General features: G+C 70.9%; 16 protein-coding genes. 9 read left to right on the plus strand and 7 right to left on the minus strand.

Features of this window, described 5'->3' with window-relative positions:
• Nucleotide 1: 1 nt before the first annotated feature.
• On the minus strand, nt 2-838 hold the full coding sequence (locus CHF16_RS03800; RefSeq protein WP_089324474.1) for a DUF4253 domain-containing protein: 837 nt from the start codon (nt 836-838) through the stop codon (nt 2-4).
• A gap of 204 nt (nt 839-1,042) precedes the next feature.
• Between CHF16_RS03800 and CHF16_RS03805 the strand changes: the two genes are divergently transcribed.
• The 7 genes from CHF16_RS03805 (at nt 1,043) to CHF16_RS03835 (ending at nt 7,067) form a co-directional block, all read left to right on the plus strand.
• Nucleotides 1,043-2,041 carry an RNA polymerase subunit sigma-70 gene (locus CHF16_RS03805; RefSeq protein ID WP_089324475.1) on the plus strand — a complete coding sequence of 333 codons (999 nt, stop codon included), beginning with the start codon at nt 1,043-1,045 and terminating at the stop codon, nt 2,039-2,041.
• 56 nt (nt 2,042-2,097) lie between these two features.
• The gene (locus tag CHF16_RS03810; protein ID WP_089324476.1) at nt 2,098-2,535 is read left to right on the plus strand and encodes a DUF6069 family protein; all 438 of its coding nucleotides are present in this window, start codon (nt 2,098-2,100) and stop codon (nt 2,533-2,535) included.
• 68 nt (nt 2,536-2,603) lie between these two features.
• Entirely contained in the window at nt 2,604-3,791 is a 1,188-nt protein-coding gene (locus tag CHF16_RS41185; RefSeq protein ID WP_089324477.1) for a sensor histidine kinase, read from the plus strand.
• On the plus strand, nt 3,788-4,441 hold the full coding sequence (locus tag CHF16_RS03820) for a response regulator (protein ID WP_245868191.1): 654 nt from the start codon (nt 3,788-3,790) through the stop codon (nt 4,439-4,441). Before CHF16_RS41185 ends, CHF16_RS03820 begins: the two co-directional genes overlap by 4 nt.
• Before the next feature lie 155 nt (nt 4,442-4,596).
• Nucleotides 4,597-5,229 carry a hypothetical protein gene (locus CHF16_RS03825; RefSeq protein WP_089324478.1) on the plus strand — a complete coding sequence of 211 codons (633 nt, stop codon included), beginning with the start codon at nt 4,597-4,599 and terminating at the stop codon, nt 5,227-5,229.
• A 20-nt stretch (nt 5,230-5,249) separates the two neighbouring features.
• Entirely contained in the window at nt 5,250-6,398 is a 1,149-nt protein-coding gene (locus CHF16_RS03830; RefSeq protein WP_089324479.1) for a serine hydrolase domain-containing protein, read from the plus strand.
• Between the two features lie 96 nt (nt 6,399-6,494).
• Entirely contained in the window at nt 6,495-7,067 is a 573-nt protein-coding gene (locus tag CHF16_RS03835) for a hypothetical protein (protein ID WP_143227863.1), read from the plus strand.
• 73 nt (nt 7,068-7,140) lie between these two features.
• Here the strand turns inward: CHF16_RS03835 and CHF16_RS03840 are convergent, their stop codons facing one another.
• A complete protein-coding gene (locus CHF16_RS03840; RefSeq protein WP_089324481.1) occupies nt 7,141-7,380 on the minus strand; it encodes a hypothetical protein in 240 nt (79 codons plus the stop codon).
• Nucleotides 7,381-7,500: 120 nt separating this feature from the next.
• Nucleotides 7,501-8,541: a DNA polymerase IV gene (locus CHF16_RS03845; protein WP_089324482.1), complete on the minus strand. Its 1,041-nt coding sequence runs from the start codon at nt 8,539-8,541 to the stop codon at nt 7,501-7,503.
• 155 nt (nt 8,542-8,696) lie between these two features.
• Between CHF16_RS03845 and CHF16_RS03850 the strand changes: the two genes are divergently transcribed.
• Both CHF16_RS03850 and CHF16_RS03855 read left to right on the plus strand, forming a co-directional pair.
• A complete protein-coding gene (locus CHF16_RS03850; RefSeq protein ID WP_089324483.1) occupies nt 8,697-9,170 on the plus strand; it encodes a carboxymuconolactone decarboxylase family protein in 474 nt (157 codons plus the stop codon).
• Nucleotides 9,171-9,308: 138 nt separating this feature from the next.
• Complete coding sequence (locus CHF16_RS03855) at nt 9,309-10,475, plus strand: SUKH-4 family immunity protein (protein WP_179271371.1); 1,167 nt, start codon at nt 9,309-9,311, stop codon at nt 10,473-10,475.
• Between the two features lie 142 nt (nt 10,476-10,617).
• Here CHF16_RS03855 and CHF16_RS03860 read toward each other — a convergent pair whose 3' ends face one another.
• The 4 genes from CHF16_RS03860 to CHF16_RS03875 form a co-directional block, all read right to left on the minus strand.
• A complete protein-coding gene (locus tag CHF16_RS03860; protein ID WP_089324485.1) occupies nt 10,618-14,490 on the minus strand; it encodes a DNA-directed RNA polymerase subunit beta' in 3,873 nt (1,290 codons plus the stop codon).
• A gap of 19 nt (nt 14,491-14,509) precedes the next feature.
• Nucleotides 14,510-17,986: a DNA-directed RNA polymerase subunit beta gene (rpoB, locus tag CHF16_RS03865; RefSeq protein WP_089324486.1), complete on the minus strand. Its 3,477-nt coding sequence runs from the start codon at nt 17,984-17,986 to the stop codon at nt 14,510-14,512.
• Between the two features lie 580 nt (nt 17,987-18,566).
• Nucleotides 18,567-19,544, minus strand: coding sequence for a hypothetical protein (locus CHF16_RS03870; RefSeq protein ID WP_089324487.1), 978 nt, complete (start codon nt 19,542-19,544; stop codon nt 18,567-18,569).
• Entirely contained in the window at nt 19,541-20,029 is a 489-nt protein-coding gene (locus CHF16_RS03875; protein WP_245868192.1) for a hypothetical protein, read from the minus strand. The genes CHF16_RS03870 and CHF16_RS03875 overlap by 4 nt, the downstream gene beginning before the upstream one ends.

Here is a 20,029-nt window from a genome sequence, read left to right on the forward strand (position 1 = left end):
CTCAGTCCCACCAGAACGACCACGTGTTCGCCCCCTGGATGTCCTTCGCGTACTCGCGCAGAGTCCCCGGCCCCTGCTGGACGTTGTCGGGGCAGAAGGCGAAGTGCTCGGCGGCCACGTGCAGGGCGTGCTCCTCGGTGACGGGCGGCGCGGCGACGCTCACGTCCAGCGTGTCGAATCCGACCCTGACCACCCGGACCCCGAACCGGTCCTCCCAGCTCCGCAGCATCGCCGACAGCGGGGACGGCTGATGGTGGTTGACCGGCCCCTGCCAGCCCATGATCGCGAGGGTGTCGGCACTCCGGGCCGCCGCGACCAGGCCCATCCGCGCCGTCCCGTCGTCGAACCGTCCAGCGCACCAGTCGGCGACGTCGTCCGGGGCGTGGCCGGACGTGCCGGGCGCCGCGAGGCCGGGGCAGGTGCGCCCGAAGGGTTCGAGGTCCTCGAAGTCGTAGCCGATGTCCTCCTCGCCCTCCTCCTCGGCGGCCCATTCGTCCCACTCCGCGCGCATGAACTCGGCCGGATCGCAGCGGTCGATCTCCGCCGCCGATTCCGGAATCACGTCTCCGACCGTCCAGGGGGCGCCCGGGTTCCGGAAGTTGCCGGGCACCAGCAGCAGCGGCCAGAGACCCGACGCGGAGTGGGCCGCCCGCAGCCTTTGCCACAGGTCGGCGGAGGCCGGCGCGTCGCTCAGCCAGTACGCGGGACGCTCGACGGGAGGCAGGCCGAAGTCGGTGTATGTCGGCGCGAACGGCCGGACGAGGCGCCCGGCGGGAAGCCCGAGCTCAAGGGCACGCCCCTCCGCGCCGTCGGGGAACAGGGCCGCGAGGTCGGTCATGCCCGGGATGCTGGCATTCGCTTCGGACAATGGGGGTCAGCGGTCGGTTTTCCAGGGTGCGCCTTCTGGTGGGGTGCCGTGGGTGAGGATGTGCCGGACGATCCGGAGCGCCTCCGGTAGTGGGACCGTGTCCTCGAGTGATGAGTTGTCGCGCCCGCTCCCGTCATACATGTGACGGCACACGACGAGGGAAAGGATGACGTGATGAGGGTGGACACGCGGCTGGAGGAGCTGGGCTTGGGCGATCTGGGGGACGTCGGCCAGTCGGAGTTCTCCGGGCTGGCGGAGCGGCACCGGCGCGAACTCCATGTGCACTGCTACCGCATGCTCGGGTCGTTCGAGGACGCCGAGGACACGGTGCAGGAGACGTTCCTGCGCGCCTGGCGGCGGCGGGAGACCTTCGAGGGCCGGTCGACGTTCCGGGCCTGGCTGTACCGGATCGCCACCAACGCCTGCCTGGACCTGCTCGCCAAGCGCCGCCCGGAGCCCGCGACCGGCGGCGAGGTGCCGTGGCTCCAGCCCTACCCGGACCGGCTGCTCGACGAGGTGCCCGCGGGCGACGCGGACGAGCCGGAGGCCGTCGCCGTCGCGCGGGAGACGATCGAGCTGGCGTACCTGGTCGCGGTGCAGCACCTCGCGCCGCGCCCCCGGGCCGTGCTGATCCTGCGGGACGTGCTCGGCTGGCCGGCGAAGGACGTCGCGGAACTCCTCGGCGACTCGGTCAACTCCGTGAACAGCGCGCTCCAGCGGGCTCGCGCCGGGATGCGGGAGCACCTGCCCGCCGAGCGGCAGGACTGGACCGGCGACGAGGAGGACGCCGCGACGCTCGATGTCGTGCGCCGCTTCAGCGAGGCCACCGTGGCCATCGACATCGACGGGCTCACCAGTCTGCTGCGCGACGACGTCCGCTGCTCGATGCCGCCCACGCCGGGCCTGCAGGTGGGCCGCGACTCGGTGGTGAACGACTGGGTCCAGGACGGCTTCGAGAGCATGTCGGGCCTGCGCGCCGTCGGGACGTCCGTGAACCGGCAGCCCGCCCTCGGCTTCTACCAGTGGGACGAGCGCGAGGGCGCCTACCTGCCGCTGACGCTGGACGTCCTGCGCATCACCGGCGGGGCGGTCACCGAGATCACCACCTTCCACGCCGACCGTTTCGCGCAGGTCGGGCTGCCGGAGCGGCTGCCCGCGGACGGCGCCGAGTGACCCGGTTCCTCGGCGCGAGCATCCCCCGGTCAGGCACGGAAGGTTTGGAGCACGCCATGAACGTCGTCGCAGATCCGCTATCGGCCCAGACCAATCAAGCCCACCGGTTCCGCAGGCTCACCGGAACCGGTCTCCTCGCCGCGCTCGCGGCGATGGCGGCCACCACCGTCGCCGCCGCGCTCGCCAAGGCCGCCGGTGCCGACTTCGAGATCCCGGACGGCGGCGAGTCGATCCCGCTGCCCGGCTTCGCCGTGGTGACCGGCTTCTTCTCGGTCGTGGGCGTCGCCATCGCCGCCGCCCTCCTGCGCTGGAGCGCCCGTCCCGCCGCGCTCTTCCTGTGGACGACGGTGCCGCTGGCCACGGTCTCGCTGGTCCCGCCGCTCGTCTCGGGGGCGAGCACCGCGACCGTCACGGCCCTTCTCGGGCTGCACGTCGTCCCCGCGGTGGTGATGATCCCCACTCTGGCGCGCACCCTCCGCACCCTGACCGACTGACGCCGAGCCCGCGATATCCCTCGCACGACTGAGGCGAACATGCCTGGTCCGGCCGCGATACTGGGTGAATGTCCGATCGGCTCCGTCAGCTCCGTCTTCCCGGGCGCCCGCGGTCCCGCGCGGGCGCCGGCCGCCTCGTGGACGTGCTGGTCGCCGTGGCGGTCGCGGTGCCGGTGTTCGTGCCGTTCGCCACGGCGCCGGACGCGTCGCCGCTCGGCGCGGTGTTCAACCTCGGCACGGTCGTCCCGCTGGTGTGGCGGCGGCGGGCGCCGTTCGCGGTCGCGCTGGTCATCGCGTCCTTCGCCATGGCCGTGTCGCTGTACGACCGGCCCGGCCAGGCGTTGCAGTACGGCGCGCTGGTGGCGATCTACACGCTCGCCGACCTCGGACGGCACCGCTGGCAGCGCTGGGGCTTCATCTGCGCGCTCGTCGCGACGACGCCGCCCGGCGCGCTGCTCATCAAGGACAACGACGCCTCCGAGTTCATGTTCACGCTGCTGCTGCCCATCGCGGCGTTCCTGCTGGGCGCGCTGGCACGGACCGCACGGGAACGGTCGGACGCGCTGATGGAGCGTTCCGCGCAGCTCGAACGCGAACGTGAGGCGGAGGCGGCGCGGGCGGCGGCGGAGGAGCGGGCCCGCATCGCCCGCGACATGCACGACGTGCTCGCGCACGCCGTCAGCATCATGGTCGTCCAGGCCGAGGCCGGTCCGGTGGTGGTCCGCACCGACCCCGACCAGGCGGAACGGGTCTTCGACGCCATCGCGGACGCGGGCCGGGACGCGATGGCCCAGCTGCGCCGCACGCTGGGCGTCCTCAAGGAGGAGCAGGACTACGGCGTCCGCGCGCCGCAGCCCACGATCGGCGCACTCCCCGACCTGGTCCAGCACGTCGACCGCACCCAGGTCAGGGTGCGGCTCGCGGTCGAGGGCGGGAGCCGCGCGCTGCCCCCCGACGCCGACCTGGCGGCCTACCGCATCGTCCAGGAGGCGCTCACCAACACGGTGAAGCACGCCGGCGCGCGGGAGGCCGAGGTCCGGCTCCGCTGGACCGACCGAGAACTGGAGATCACGGTGACCGACGACGGGCGGGGCGGTGCCGGGGCGGACGCGGGATGGCGGCGCGGCGGCAACGGCCTCATCGGCATCCGGGAGCGCGTCGCCGCCTGCGGCGGCACGGCCGAGGCCGGTCCGCTGCCGGGCGGCGGGTTCCGCGTCCTGGCGCGGCTCCCCTACGCGGCGGCGGTGACCGCGTGATCCGGGTCGTGCTCGCCGACGACCAGGAGCTGGTCCGCAGCGGCTTCGCGATGATCCTGGACGCGCAGCCCGACATCGAGGTGGCGGGCGAGGCGGGCGACGGCACCGCCGCGATCGCCGCCGTGCGCGAGCACGCGCCCGACGTGGCGCTGCTCGACATCCGCATGCCGGGCCTGGACGGCATCGAGGCCGCGAAGGCCGTGTGCGCCGAGACCCCCACCCGCGTGATCATGCTGACCACGTTCGACCAGGACGACTACGTCTACGACGCCCTCTACGCGGGCGCCAGCGGGTTCCTGCTCAAGGACGTGCGCCGCGACGACCTGGTGCACGCGGTCCGGGTGGTGGCGGGGGGCGACTCGCTGCTCGCGCCCGCCGTGACCCGGCGCCTCATCTCCGACATCACCCGCAACCGCCCGCGCCCGGGTGCGCCCGCGTCCGACCGCCTGTCGGTGCTGACCGAGCGCGAGCGGGAGACGCTGCGGCTGCTCGGCCGCGGGCTGTCGAACGCGGAGATCGCTGCGGCGATGGTCGTCAGCGAGCACACGGTGAAGACCCATGTGAGCAACGTGCTGTCCAAGCTCGGCATCCGCGACCGCGTCCAGGCCGTGATCGTCGCGTACGAGACCCGGTTGATCGAACCCTCCTGAGCGGACGGGTCCGTCGCGCGAGGGAGCCGCGTCGCGGTCCTCCCCCGCGCGACCGAGGTCCGAAGACCGCTCGCGGCGGCGATCCGCCGGCCACCCCTCTCCTTCGAGGATCGAGATCACCAGAACGCAGGTCTCGAACGACGGGAGAACCCCTCATGTCCAGGATCGCCTTCCACCTGGCGCCGGCCCTCATGCTCGCCTACGGGGTCGTCCGCCTCATCGACGGCCGCGACGGCCAGCACGGGCCGGGACCCGCCTGGACGGTCGGCCACGTGCTCTTCCTCGGCTCCCTCCTGCTGTACGGAGGGGTGATCGCGGGGGTGTACGGCCGGATCCGGGCCGCGTCCGGCGGTACCGCGAGCCGGGTCGCGGCGGGTGTCACGACCGTCCTCGCGACCCTCGGACTGGTGACGTTCGTCCGCGTCGCGATCATCGACATCGTCGTCGGCCTGCGGGCCGCCGACCCCGTCGCGAAGAGCATGCTCTCCGACCGGTACGCCGACGTCCCCGCCGTCCTGCCGCAGGCGCTCTACGAGATCGGCCCGGTGTTCTTCATGCTCGGGCTGGTGGCGCTGCTCGTCCAGTTCGCGGCCACCACGCCGGGACGCAAGGCCGTGGCCGCCCTGAGCCCCGTCCTGGTCGCGCTCGGGTTCGTCGCCATCATGCTCGACTTGAACCTGCTCCCGGCGGGCGCGGCCCTGATCTGGATCGCCCTCGTCCCGTGCATGCGCGCCCAGCGCCCGTCCTCCCTCGCTCGTACCGAGACCAGCGCCCGCGCCACGGCCTGACCGGCCCCAAGGAGACACACATGATCAAGCAGAGGCGCGCGCTCCGCGGCGCGTTGGCCATCTCCCTCGCGGCCGGTGTCGCGGTGGCCGCCCCGGCCGGCACCGCCACCGCCACCGCCGACCAGACCGCGCTGCGAGAACTGATGCACCGGCTGACCACGGTCGACGGCGGGCCCGGAGCACTGCTGGACCTGCGGGACGGACGCGGCGACACCACGCTGACCAGCGGTGTCGCGGACGTGACGAGCGGCGCGCCGATGCGCGCCGGCAGCAGGTTCCGGATCGGCAGCATGACCAAGCCGTTCGTGGCGACGGTCGTCCTCCATCTGGTGGGCGAGCGCCGCGTCGTCCTGGACGCGCCGGTCGAGCGCTACCTGCCCGGCGTCGTCCGCGGCAACGGCAACGACGGGCGCGTCATCACCGTCCGGCAACTGCTTCAGCACACCAGCGGGATCCCCGACTACCTCACCTACCTCGACCCGCAGGAGATCCTGAAGGATCCGCTCGCCCACCACGACGTCCACGACCTGGTCGACCTCGCGCTCGCCCACCCGCCCCTGTTCGAGCCCGGCAAGGGCTGGCGCTACTCCAACACCAACTACCTTCTGGCCGGGATGCTCATCGAGAAGGTCACCGGACGCACCTACGGCGAGGAGATCCGCCGACGCATCATCAAGCCTTTGCGCCTGCGCGACACCTCCGTACCGACGGACGCGTCCACGATCTCCGGACGGCACCCGCGCGGCTACGCGCGTCCGGGCCCCACGGCGCCGCTCCTCGACATCACGGCGGTGAACCCCTCGGTCGCGGACGCCTCCGGCTCGATGATCTCCAGCGGGGCCGACCTCAACCGGTTCCTCGGCGCCCTCGTCAGGGGAAGGCTGCTGCGCCCGGCCCAGCTACGCGAAATGATGAAGACCCGCCCGACCAACCCCGGCGACCCGAGCGACGACGGCGGCCGGGCCTACGGCCTCGGCCTGGAGAGCCGCTCGCTGCCCTGCGGCGGCCTGTACTGGGGCCACGGCGGCGACATCTTCGGCTACGAGACCGTCGGTGGCGCCACGGTCAGCGGACGCGCGGCGACCGCCATGGTGAACCTCGACCCAGGCGGGACGTACGCGCAGAGCAACGACATGAAGACCGCCGTCCAGACGGCCCTCTGCACATGAGCGCTGCGGGGGCACGCTCAGCCGTGCAGGGCGGGACGTGGGCGAAGCCAGGCGAGGACGCCGCGGCACCGCGGAGTGACCACTACGGTGCCGCATATGGGAGCTAAAGCCCGGCTGTCGCTCGTCGCCGTCATGGTGGTCGCGGCCGGTCTCGTCGGCTGGCGGCAGTCCTGGCGGGTCTGGCCGCCCGAACCGCACGTCGACCAGCGGCTCGCCGCCGCCGCGCTGCCGGTGATCGACCGTCACTTGCAGGACGGCCGCGCGGTGGTGTGGCGGAGTTCCCTGCCCGCGCGGCTGCGTCCGCGCTGGTTCTGCGCCGAGGAACCCATCGAGGTTCAGCGCCAGGGCTCCCGCATACGCGTATCGCTGGACGCCATGTGCAAGGACTACGCCCGGGAGGGCGGCGATCTCGTGACCCGCGCAGGGGTGCGGACGCCGTTGCTGGTGACGCTCGACCACGGCGGCGAGGTTCCGGCCGTCCGGCACGTGGCGCGCCCGGTCGACGGTGCGGGGTTCCGCCCGTCCCTGGAACGCATGTTCTCCGCGCGCGCGATCGCCGAGCACGACCGGCGCCGTCGCCTGGGCAAGGGACCGGACGCCCCGGACGCCGAGGCGGCCCGTGCGTTCGGGCTGCCCGCCGGTACCAGGGCCCGTCCCTACGACGGTTGACCGGACGACGGCGTCCGGGCGGGACATGCGTAGGGCCCGTCCCCCCCGGACGGGCCCTACACGGGTGCGGCGGTCAGCCGAAGGCGGAGCACTCCACCACGGCGCGCCGCTCGGTCATGCCCTGCTGAACCGCCGAGTCCACGCACTGCTGCTGCTTCTGCGTGAGCTTCGGCTGGCCGCACTCCGTGACGCTGGAGTACGTGCGGCAGTCCTGGCGCGTGTCCGTCCCCTGGGCGGAGTCGGACGCCTGGGCGACGGCCGCGCCGCCCACGCCTCCGACCCCGACCACGGCCGCGATCAGTGCACCGGTCATGACCCTCTTCATATGCTCTCGCTCCCCCGTCGCTTACATCAGGCAACGCCCACCTTCATCCCCGGGGGCTAACCGCCCAAAACACGACAAAAGGTCAAGAAAAGCGAGCGTCTCCGCAGGTCAAGCCCCGGTGACGGGACGGGGCCGGGCGAACTCCGCGCGGACCCCCAGCAGCCGGACCGGACGGCCGCCGCCGAACCGCGCCAGCGCGGCGAGGGCGGCCTGCTCGATCCGGTCCGGAGCCGTCGTCGGCGCGTCCAGCGTCGTGCCGTGAGTGCGGGTCGTGAACGGCGCGTAGCGGACCTTCACGATCACGCGGGCCACGTCCCCGCCGTCGTCCGCCACATCGGACGCGACCCGGCGCGCCAGCCGGGAGACCTCGCGGCGCACGCTCGCCCAGTCGTCCAAGTCTTGCTGGAAGGTGGTCTCCCGGCCGCGGGAGCGCGGGACGTGCGGGGCGTCGCTCACCGGCGAGCCGTCCAGGCCCCGGGCGAGCCGCACCAGCCACGGGCCCGTCGCGGGGCCGAACCGCTCGGCGAGCGCGTCTGGATCCGCCGACGCCAGTTCGGCGACCGTGGTGATGTTCAGGTCCTTCAGGCGCTTGGCGGTCTTGGCCCCGACGCCCCACAGCGCGTCGGTCGGCCGGTCGCCGAGGACCGCGAACCACGTGCCGCCGGTGAGCCGGAAGACCCCGGCCGGCTTGCCCAGCCCGGTCGCGATCTTCGCCTGGAGCTTGTTCTCCCCGATGCCCACCGTGCAGTCCAGGCCCGTCGCGGCGCGGACGCGGGCACGGATCTCCGCCGCCACCGCCTCCGGATCGCCCTCGACCGCCAGGAACGCCTCGTCCCAGCCGAGCACCTCCACCACGGCACCGAGCCCGCGCAGCGTCTCCATCACCCGCGCCGACACCGACTCGTACAGCTCGCGGTCCACCGGCAGGAACACCGCGTCCGGGCAGCGGCGCGCGGCCGTGCGGAGCGGCTGCCCGGAGTGGACGCCGTAGGCGCGCGCCTCGTAGGACGCGGTGCTCACCACCCCGCGCTTGGTCGGGTCGCCGTCGCCGCCGACGATGACCGGCCGCCCGCGCAGCTCCGGCCGGCGCAGCACCTCGACGGCCGCGAGGAACTGGTCCAGATCGACGTGCAGCACCCAGGGAGCCACCCTTCGATTGTGCCCACTGCCAGCGGGAACACCGCCACCGCCCGAGGCCGCGCCTGATCGCCCGCGTGCGCCAGATCACACGCGCCAGGCTGTCACAACCGGAGGGGCTGTCACGTCAATCCTGGCGTCCGCGGAAAGACTTCAAGGAGACCAACATGGACGCTCGCCTCAACCTCTACGACGTTTCCTTCATGCCCAAGTTCATGAAGTACGTGCAGTCGGCGGGGAGGCTCGTCACGCAATCGGGGCTGCCCGTCACGACGCAGCACCTGGTGGAGATCCGGGCCAGCCAGATCAACGGCTGCGGCTTCTGCGTCGACATGCACACCAAGGAGGCCGCCCACCACGGCGAGACGCAGCTGCGGATCAACATGGTCGCCGCCTGGCGCGAGGCCACCGTCTTCACCGAAGCCGAGCGCGCCGCGCTGGAGCTGACCGAGCAGGGCACCCGGATCGCCGGCGCGCCCGAGGGCGTTAGCGACGAGGCGTGGGCGAACGCCGCCAAGCACTACGACGACGAGCAGCTCGGCGCCCTGGTCGCCCTCATCGCGCTGATCAACACCTGGAACCGGCTGAACGTGATCACCCGGCAGCCCGCCGGTGACTACGTGGCCGGCTCGATGGGCTGACCCGGCACCGATCAGGCCCACCCTCGCGGAGGCCCCGCCCGCACGGCGGGGCCTTCGCCATTCCCGCCCTCCCGGCGCGGCGGACCGTGGTACGCATTCCGGATGGACGCTAGGGATGCGGCGACAACGCGCGAGCAAATGCTGGAAGCCTTCGGCGCGGACGGGGTGCTGCTCGTGCCCGATTCCGGGGTCGCGCACGAGCCGACGCGGCGGTGGCTGGCCGACGTCGGGCTTCCCAGGGACGCGGCGGACCTCCTGCTCGGCGCCGCGAGCGACCTCCGCACCGCCGCCGAGATCTCGTCCAAGCCCCTCGCCGAGGACGTCGGGAAGATGCTCGTCCTCGGGAGGGTGACCGAGCAGGGCGGCACCGTCCTGCTGGACGCGACGACCGGCGAGGTGTTCGAGAGCTTCCTCGGCATCAACGACCCGGAACTGCTCGCCCCCGACCTGCCGTCGCTGGTGCGGCTCTGCGCCGCCGTGACGCGCATGCACCGCGACGAGGGCGAGTTCGCGCGCTTCGCCGGACGCCACGGACCGGCCGCGGCCGCCGAACTGACCACCACCCTGCGCGAGCTGATCAGCGACGTCGACCCGAGGCTCCTCGACCCCTCCGACCGGTACTCCGCCCACTGGCGGGTGATGGCCCACATCTGCCCGCTCGCCCGCGTCGCCGCACCGGGCGAGGACCTCGCACTCGCCCTCCCGGACGGCCTGATGGCCGAGGCGTTCGGCGAGGACGGCCACTGCCTCTACGACGACGCCGACCTCCCCGGCACCCTCACGCACGAGCCCACGCGCCGCTTCCTGCGCGAGCACGGCCTCGCCGACGTGAACTACTGCATGCTGGACAAGCCCGCGCAGACCCTCGCCGAGTACCTCCGCAGCCAGCGCGGCGACTACCCCGACTTCGTCGCCGACTACTTCCGGGACCATGTCCTCGACGACGGCGAGACCCTCCCCGGCGCCATCGGCGACCTGGTCAGGCTCGGATGGTTCGCCGACGAGATCGACCTCATCCTGGACGGCGCCACCGGGGCCGTCCACGGCTGGTTCGTCGCCGAGGGGGGCCCGCACCCGATCAACACCGACATCTCGACGGTCGCCTTCGCGCAGTGGCTGGTCCGCCAGGTCCAGCTCCTCGACCCCGTCCACGACCTCATGCAGGGGGAGGCCGCGGTCATCGCCAACCTCGTCCGGATCCTCGGCGCCGCCGACCCCGTCGCCTGCCGCCCGCTCAGCGGCGACGGCGACCGCCGCTACTGGCCGGAACTGTTCGACGACGGCTGCGCCGCCGGCATCTACTGAGCGCCCAACGGCCCCGCGGTTCCGCGCTGCCCGCCGCGCATGCGAAGAGGCCCCTCCCGGACGGGAAGGGCCTCTCGCGTGTCGTCAGTCAGAGTGTCCGCGAGCCGGGGCGCCGCGCGCGGCGGCGCCCCGGACCGGGACGTCAGCGGTTGTACTGGCCGAAGTCGTACTCCTCCAGCGGGACGGCCTCGCCGGAGCCCTGCCCGAAGGCGTACTCGGCGCCGTCGTCGTAGGACCCGACGGAGTAGACCGCCGCCTTCGCCTCCTCGGTCGGCTCGACCCGGACGTTGCGGTACTGCGGCATGCCGGTACCGGCCGGGATGAGCTTACCGATGATGACGTTCTCCTTGAGGCCGAGCAGCGGGTCGCTCTTGGCGTGCATCGCGGCCTCGGTGAGCACCCGGGTCGTCTCCTGGAAGGACGCCGCCGACAGCCACGACTCGGTCGCGAGCGAGGCCTTGGTGATGCCCATCAGGACGGGGCGGCCGGCGGCGGGCGTGCCGCCCTCGGCCACGACGTTCCGGTTCGTCTCCTCGAAGATCGGACGCTCGACCAGGTCGCCCGGGAGCAGCTCGGTGTCGCCCGACTCGAGGATGTTCACCCGCTTCAGCATCTGGCGGACGATGATCTCGATGTGCTTGTCGTGGATCGACACGCCCTGCGACCGGTAGACCTCCTGGACCTCCTGGACCAGGTGGAGCTGCACGGCGCGGGGCCCGAGGATGCGCAGCACCTCGTGCGGGTTGATCGCACCCGCGATGAGCTGCTGGCCGACGCCCACGGACTCGCCCTCCTTGACCAGGAGGCGGGACCGCATCGGCACCGGGTAGGCGATCTCGTCGGAGCCGTCGTCGGGGACGACGACGACCTTGCGCGACTTCTCCGTCTCGTCGATCTTGACGCGGCCGGCGACCTCGCTGATCGGGGCCACACCCTTGGGGATGCGGGCCTCGAACAGCTCCTGGACGCGCGGCAGACCGTGCGTGATGTCGCCACCGGCCACACCGCCGGTGTGGAAGGTGCGCATGGTCAGCTGCGTGCCCGGCTCACCGATCGACTGCGCGGCGATGATGCCGACGGCCTCGCCGACGTCCACCCGCTTGCCGGTGGCCAGCGAGCGGCCGTAGCAGGCGGCGCAGACACCGATCTTGGCCTCGCAGACCAGGGCGCTGCGGGTCCGGACCTTGGTCACCCCGGCGTCGACCAGCCGGGTCACGACCGCGTCGGACAGGTCGGTGTCGGCGGGGTAGATGACCGTCCCGTCGACGACGACGTCCTCGGCGATGGTGCGGCCCGCCAGGCTCGTCTCCGTGGTCGGCAGCTTGATCAGGCTGCCGTCGGACTGCCGCTCCACGAGCTCGAACGGGATCGTGCGGTCGGTGCCGCAGTCCTCCTCGCGGACGATGACGTCCTGCGCGACGTCCACCAGGCGCCGGGTCAGGTAACCCGAGTCGGCGGTGCGCAGCGCGGTGTCGGCCAGGCCCTTGCGGGCGCCGTGCGTCGAGATGAAGTACTCGACGACCGACAGGCCCTCGCGGAAGGACGACTTGATCGGACGCGGGATGGTCTCGCCCTTGGGGTTGGAGACCAGGCCGCGCATACCGGCGATCTGGCGGAGCTGCAGCGGGTTGCCGCGGGCACCCGACTGGATCATCATCCAGATCGGGTTGGCCTTCGGGAACGCCTTCTCCATGTCCACCGCGACGTCCGCGGTGGCCTTGTTCCAGATGTCGATGAGCTCCTGCTTGCGCTCATCGTCGGTGATCAGGCCGCGGTTGTACTCCCGCTGCACCTTGTCGGCCTGCTGCTCGTAGCCGGCCAGGATGTCCTGCTTGTTCGGCGGCGTGATGACGTCGTCGATCGCGATCGTGACGCCGGACCGGGTCGCCCAGTGGAAGCCGGTGCTCTTCAGCGCGTCGAGCGCGTTGGCGACGGCGACCTTCGGGTACGTCTCGGCCAGCTCGTTGACGATCGCCGACAGCTGCTTCTTGCCGATCTCGTCGTCGACGAACGGGAAGTCGTCCGGCAGCGTCTCGTTGAACATGGCGCGGCCGAGCGTCGTCTCCAACCGGTACGGCCGGCCCGGCTCGTAGCCCTCCGGCGCGATCCAGTCGCGCGGCGGCGGGACGTCCTTGAGCCGCAGGCTGATCTTGGCCTGCAGGTCGAGCTCGCCCCGGTCGTAGGCCATGATCGCCTCGGCGACCGAGCCGAACGCGCGGCCCTCGCCGGTCGCGCCGTCCTTCTGCGTCGTCAGCCAGTACAGGCCGATGACCATGTCCTGGGTGGGCATGGTGACGGGCTTGCCGTCCGACGGCTTCAGGATGTTGTTGGTCGACAGCATCAGGATCCGCGCCTCGGCCTGCGCCTCGGCGGACAGCGGCAGGTGCACCGCCATCTGGTCGCCGTCGAAGTCCGCGTTGAACGCGGTGCAGACCAGCGGGTGGATCTGGATGGCCTTGCCCTCGACCAGCTGCGGCTCGAACGCCTGGATGCCGAGGCGGTGCAGCGTCGGCGCCCGGTTCAGCAGCACCGGGTGCTCGGTGATGACCTCTTCCAGCACGTCCCACACGACCGGGCGGGCCCGCTCGACCATCCGCTTGGCGGACTTGATGTTCTGCGCGTGGTTGAGGTCGACCAGCCGCTTCATCACGAACGGCTTGAACAGCTCCAGCGCCATCTGCTTGGGCAGGCCGCACTGGTGCAGCTTCAGCTGCGGGCCGACGACGATGACCGAGCGGCCGGAGTAGTCGACGCGCTTGCCCAGCAGGTTCTGCCGGAACCGGCCCTGCTTGCCCTTGAGCATGTCGGACAGCGACTTCAGCGGGCGGTTGCCCGGCCCGGTGACCGGGCGGCCGCGGCGGCCGTTGTCGAACAGCGCGTCGACGGCCTCCTGCAGCATCCGCTTCTCGTTGTTGACGATGATCTCGGGCGCGCCCAGGTCGAGCAGGCGCTTGAGCCGGTTGTTGCGGTTGATGACCCGGCGGTACAGGTCGTTCAGGTCGGACGTGGCGAACCGGCCGCCGTCGAGCTGCACCATGGGGCGCAGGTCCGGCGGGATGACCGGGATGCAGTCCAGCACCATGCCGAGCGGGCTGTTGCGGGTGTTGAGGAACGCCGAGACGACCTTCAGCCGCTTCAGGGCGCGGGCCTTCTTCTGGCCCTTGCCGGTGCGGATGATGTCGCGCAGCTTCTCGGCCTCGGCCTCGAGGTCGAAGTTCTGCAGCCGCGCCTGGATGGCCGCGGCGCCCATGCCGCCCTCGAAGTACTTGCCGAACCGGTCGCGCATCTCGCGGTAGAGCAGCTCGTCGCCCTCCAGGTCCTGGACCTTGAGGTTCTTGAACCGGCTCCACACCTCGTCGAGGCGGTCGAGCTCGCGCTGCGCGCGGTCGCGCAGCTGCTTCATCTCCCGCTCGGCGCCGTCGCGCACCTTGCGCTTCTGGTCGGCCTTCGCGCCGGCCTCCTCCAGCTCCGCGAGGTCGCCCTCCAGCTTCTGCTGGCGGGCCTCGACCTGCGCGTCGCGGGCCTGCTCGATCTGCTGGCGCTCCACCGAGATGTGCGCCTCCAGCGTGGGCAGGTCGCGGTCGCGCCGCTCCGCGTCCACGCTGGTGATCATGTAGGCCGCGAAGTAGATGATCTTCTCGAGATCCTTCGGGGCCAGGTCCAGCAGGTAGCCGAGCCGGGACGGCACGCCCTTGAAGTACCAGATGTGCGTGACCGGCGCGGCCAGCTCGATGTGGCCCATCCGCTCGCGGCGCACCTTGGCGCGGGTCACCTCGACGCCGCAGCGCTCACAGATGATGCCCTTGAAGCGGACGCGCTTGTACTTGCCGCAGTAGCACTCCCAGTCCCGGGTCGGGCCGAAGATCTTCTCGCAGAAGAGCCCGTCCTTCTCCGGCTTGAGGGTCCGGTAGTTGATCGTCTCCGGCTTCTTCACCTCGCCGTGCGACCACTGGCGGATGTCGTCGGCGGTCGCCAGACCGATGCGAAGCTCGTCGAAGAAGTTGACGTCAAGCAACTGTTCTCCCCTTGAGTTCTCAGACTTCGTCGACGCTCATCGCGCCCTCGTTAGGACGGCGGGACAGGTCGATGCCGAGCTCCTCCGCGGCGCGGAAGACGTCCTCGTCGGTGTCGCGCATCTCGATGGACATGCCGTCGCTGGAGAGCACCTCGACGTTGAGGCACAGCGACTGCATCTCCTTGATGAGCACCTTGAAGGACTCGGGAATGCCGGGCTCGGGGATGTTCTCGCCCTTGACGATGGCCTCGTACACCTTGACGCGGCCGAGGACGTCGTCGGACTTGATGGTCAGCAGCTCCTGGAGGGCGTAGGCGGCGCCGTACGCCTCCAGCGCCCACACCTCCATCTCACCGAAGCGCTGGCCGCCGAACTGGGCCTTACCGCCCAGCGGCTGCTGAGTGATCATGGAGTACGGGCCGGTCGAGCGCGCGTGGATCTTGTCGTCGACCAGGTGGAGCAGCTTGAGGATGTAGATGTAGCCGACCGAGATCGGGTCGCGGTAGGGCTCGCCGGTGCGGCCGTCGAACAGCCGGGCCTTGCCGCCCGGGCCGACCATGCGCTGGCCGTCGCGGTTCGGCAGGGTGCTCTCGATCAGGCCGGTGACGTCGTCCTCGCGGGCGCCGTCGAACACCGGCGTCGCGGTGTTCGTCCACGGCGGCGCCTCGTCGGCGCCGATCTCCTTCAGGGCGCGCTTCCACTCGGCGTCGTCGCCCTCGACCTTCCAGCCGCGGGAGGCGACCCAGCCGAGGTGGGTCTCCAGGACCTGGCCCACGTTCATGCGCCCGGGGACGCCCAGCGGGTTCAGGACGATGTCGACCGGGGTGCCGTCCTCCAGGAACGGCATGTCCTCGACCGGGAGCACCTTGGAGATGACGCCCTTGTTGCCGTGCCGGCCGGCGAGCTTGTCGCCGTCGGTGATCTTGCGCTTCTGCGCGACGTACACCCGGACTAGCTCGTTCACGCCGGGGGGCAGCTCGTCGCCGTCGTCGCGGGAGAACACCCGGACGCCGATGACCTTGCCCTGCTCGCCGTGCGGCACCTTCAGCGAGGTGTCGCGGACCTCGCGCGCCTTCTCACCGAAGATCGCGCGCAGCAGCCGCTCCTCGGGGGTCAGCTCGGTCTCGCCCTTCGGGGTGACCTTGCCGACCAGGATGTCGCCGGGGACGACATCGGCGCCGATGCGGATGATGCCGCGCTCGTCGAGGTCGGCGAGGACCTCCTCGGAGACGTTCGGGATGTCCCGGGTGATCTCCTCGGGGCCGAGCTTGGTGTCGCGGGCGTCGACCTCGTGCTCCTCGATGTGGATCGAGGAGAGGACGTCGTCCTGCACCAGGCGCTGGCTGAGGATGATGGCGTCCTCGTAGTTGTGGCCCTCCCACGGCATGAACGCCACGAGGAGGTTCTTGCCGAGCGCCATCTCGCCGTTGTCGGTGCACGGCCCGTCGGCGACGACCTGGCCGACCTCGACCCGCTGGCCCTCGTCGACGATCGGCTTCTGGTTGAAGCAGGTGCCCTGGTTCGACCGCTTGAACTTGGAGACGCGGTAGGTCGTCCGCGTGCCGTCGTCGTTCATGACGGTCACGTAGTCGGCCGAGACCTCCTCGACGACGCCGGCCTTCTCGGCCGTGATGACGTCGCCGGCGTCGGTCGCCGCGCGGTACTCCATGCCGGTGCCGACCAGCGGCGCCTCGCTGCGCAGCAGCGGGACGGACTGGCGCTGCATGTTGGAGCCCATCAGCGCGCGGTTGGCGTCGTCGTGCTCCAGGAACGGGATCATCGCCGTGGCGACCGAGGTCATCTGCCGCGCCGAGACGTCCATGTACTGGACCTCGCGGGCCGGGACCAGCTCGATCTCGCCGCCCTTGCGGCGGACGAGGATGCGGTCGTCGACGAAGGTGCCGTCCTCGTTCAGCAGGGAGTTGGCCTGCGCGATGACGTAGCGGTCCTCCTCGTCGGCGGTGAGGTAGTCGATCTGCTCGGTGACCACACCGTCGACGACCTTGCGGTACGGCGTCTCGACGAACCCGAACGGGTTCACCCGGCCGAACGCGGCGAGCGAGCCGATCAGGCCGATGTTCGGGCCTTCCGGCGTCTCGATCGGGCACATGCGGCCGTAGTGCGACGGGTGGACGTCGCGGACCTCCATGCCCGCCCGCTCACGCGACAGACCACCGGGGCCGAGGGCGTTCAGGCGCCGCTTGTGCGTCAGCCCGGCCAGCGGGTTGGTCTGGTCCATGAACTGCGACAGCTGGCTGGTGCCGAAGAACTCCTTGATGGAGGCGACGACCGGCCGGATGTTGATCAGGGTCTGCGGCGTGATCGCCTCGACGTCCTGGGTGGTCATCCGCTCGCGGACGACGCGCTCCATGCGGGCGAGGCCGAGCCGGACCTGGTTCTGGATCAGCTCGCCGACCGTGCGCAGGCGCCGGTTGCCGAAGTGGTCGATGTCGTCGACCTCGATCGGCACGGGGACGGCCCCGATGGTCGCCTCCTCCTCGCCGGCGTGCAGCCGGACGAGGTACTCGATCGTGGCGACGATGTCGTCCTCGGTGAGCGTGCCCTGGCGCATGTCCAGGTCGAGGCCGAGCTTCTTGTTGATCTTGTAGCGCCCGACCTTGGCGACGTCGTAGCGCTTCGGGTTGAAGTACAGGTTCTCCAGCAGCGTCTGCGCGGACTCGCGCGTCGGCGGCTCGCCCGGGCGCAGCTTGCGGTAGATGTCGAGCAGGGCGTCGTCCTGGCCGGAGGTGTGGTCCTTCTCCAGGGTGACGTTGATCGACTCGTAGGAGCCGAAGCGCTCGCGGATGCGCGCCTCGTCCCAGCCGAGCGCCTTCAGCAGCACCGTGACGGGCTGCTTGCGCTTGCGGTCGATGCGCACACCGACGTTGTCGCGCTTGTCGATCTCGAACTCGAGCCAGGCGCCGCGGCTCGGGATGACCCGGCAGCCGTAGATGTCCTTGTCGGACGCCTTGTCGAGGGCGCGGTCGAAGTACACGCCGGGCGAGCGGGTCAGCTGCGAGACCACGACGCGCTCGGTGCCGTTGATGATGAAGGTGCCCTTGGGGGTCATGAGCGGGAAGTCGCCCATGAACACCGTCTGGCTCTTGATCTCACCGGTGGTGTTGTTGATGAACTCCGCCGTCACGAACAGCGGGGCGGAGTAGGTCATGTCCTTGTCCTTGCACTCCTCGACGGAGTACTTGGGCGGCTCGAACCGGTGGTCCCGGAACGACAGGGACATGGTTCCGGAGAAGTCCTCGATCGGACTGATCTCTTCGAAGATCTCCTCCAGCCCCGACTGGGTCGGGACGCTCTTACTTCCGGCCTTCTGGGCCGCCTCGACCCGGGCCTTCCACCTCTCGTTGCCCAGCAGCCAGTCAACGGAGTTGGTCTGCAGTGCAAGGAGGTCCGGGACTTCGAGCGGCTCCTTGATGCGCGCGAAGGAGACGCGGTTCGGACCGGTTGCGGTATTCGAGGCGTTGCGCGAGGCTGCCAAGAGTGGTCCTTCCGAGGGCTCGCGGCGTAACTGACGACACGCACGCCAGACGATCCACGTCCGAGACCTGCACAGAGGGGTCCAAAAGGGACCACGGCAGGGGTGCTCTCACACGCGGATAGTCAGAGGGCAGCGCAAAGGGGCAGTGTAGCCGACTGGTACACCGCTCGCAACTCTAGCGCCGCAGTATGCATCACGTTGCCATGGAGCATCGCCCCTCAGCGCCTCTCAGTCAAGAGCGGACTTGGACTTTTCGGGCTCTGACCTGCAGTGAGGAACGCCATAGTTTATCGGGGGGGCGACCCCCCGAGCCCCCCGTTGCGAGCCGGTCGATCCTCACGCCACCTGGCGGGTTTCGGCGACCGTGCAGGTTGGCGGGGTGTTGCTGCGGTCGACCGGCTCGGCGGGTCGGCCGGCCTCCGGGCGCTGGAGCGCCCTCCGGCCGGCCGACCCGTGGCTGTCGCTCAGGTTGTTTGCGGGCGTCCGGATTCCCATTCAGGAGAGTGTGTTCTTACTCGTTCACTAGGGCACCCCGTGACCCTGAGCGGGTTCACGGGGTGCTGTGGGCGTGGGCGGGCCCCTACGAGATGACCTTCAGGTCCGAGGCCAGCCACTTGCCGTCCTTCTTGACCATCGTCATCTTGATGCGCAGCGGCTCGGGGAGGCGCTGCTGCTTGTCGGCCTTGGTGCGGGACGAGCGGTTGGCGTAGACGAGGGTGACGACCTTGTCGGGCGTGGCGCTCACGACGCCGACCTTCATCACCGTCGTGTTCGAGACCGCCTGCTGCTGGACGGCGACCGTCTTCAGCTCCTGGGCGAGCTTCTCGTAGTCGGTGTGCAGCTTGCCCGTCGTCAGCGCGGACGCGGACTTCAGGTCGGTGTCCAGGGTCTGGAAGTCGTACGACGACAGCTTCTGGGCGGCGCGGGACGACGCGAACGACGCGTCCTTGCTCGCCTCCTCCGTCGCCTTCTGATCGCTGACCTTGAGGTACAGGGCCGTGGTGCCCGCGCCCAGCGCGACCGTCAGGACGGCGAGGACCGCGATGACCGTCGTCAGGCCGCCCCGGCGGGAGCGGCGAGGCTCGTCGTCATCGTCGCCGTCCTCCTCCGCCTCCTCCGCGTCGTCGTCGGCCTCGTCGTCGGCCTCGCCCTTCGGGAGCTTCTTGGTCAGCTTCGTACGGGCCGGCTTGGTGTCGTCGCCCTCGTCGGGCTCGCCCTCGGCGTCGGCGTCCGCCTTCTCGGACGCTGAGGCTTCCTCTCGCGCGTCTTCGGGGGCGGGAGCGTCTTCGGAGTCCTTTTCGGACGGTGCGGGCTTCTCGGGCGACTTGACGGCGTTTTCCGGGTCGTCCGTGTCGGCCTCGTCGCCCTCGGCCGCGGCGGCCTCCTCGGCGGCCTGCTGCGCCAGGCGGGCGGCCTCGCGGGCCTTCGCGGCGGCCTCCTCGGCCAGCTCCGCGGCCCGCGCCGCCTCCTCGGCCTTGGCGGCCTTGTCGCTCTTCTCGTTCTTCTTGTCCGACTTCTTGTCCGATGCGGAGCGCTTGCCCCGGCCGAGCATCGTCACGGGACAACCTCCAGTCCGGACACGAGCCAGCGGTCGTCGACCCGCGTGAGGTCCATCTGGTAGCGGTAGCCCTGCGGCGTACCGTTCTTGACCTTGTCGTTGGTGACGGTCCCGTTGAGGGAGACCATCACCTCGGCGGAGTCGCCGTCCATGGAGACCAGCGCGGCGTCGACGTCGTTGACCGTCGACTTGGCCTTCACCTTGGTGATCTGCTGCATGAACGCGTTCGACTGGCTCGCGAGCTTGTTCTTCAGGTCGCCGGTGGTGCCGGACACGATGCGGTCGAGGTCGCGCTGCGCCGTGGCGGCGTCCAGCGACATCAGGTTCACGCCCATCTGGCGCGCCGACTGGACCGCCTTCGCCCGCTGGTCGGCCTCGTCCTTGTTGCGGAGGGTCACGACCCCGAGCCAGCCCGACGCGATCGCGAGGCCGACCACGATGACGCCCAGCGTGATCGCCGTGACCATGGGCAGGCGCCGCCTCAT

It is taken from the genome of Actinomadura meyerae (genome assembly GCF_900188445.1).
GTDB classification, from domain to species: domain Bacteria; phylum Actinomycetota; class Actinomycetes; order Streptosporangiales; family Streptosporangiaceae; genus Spirillospora; species Spirillospora meyerae.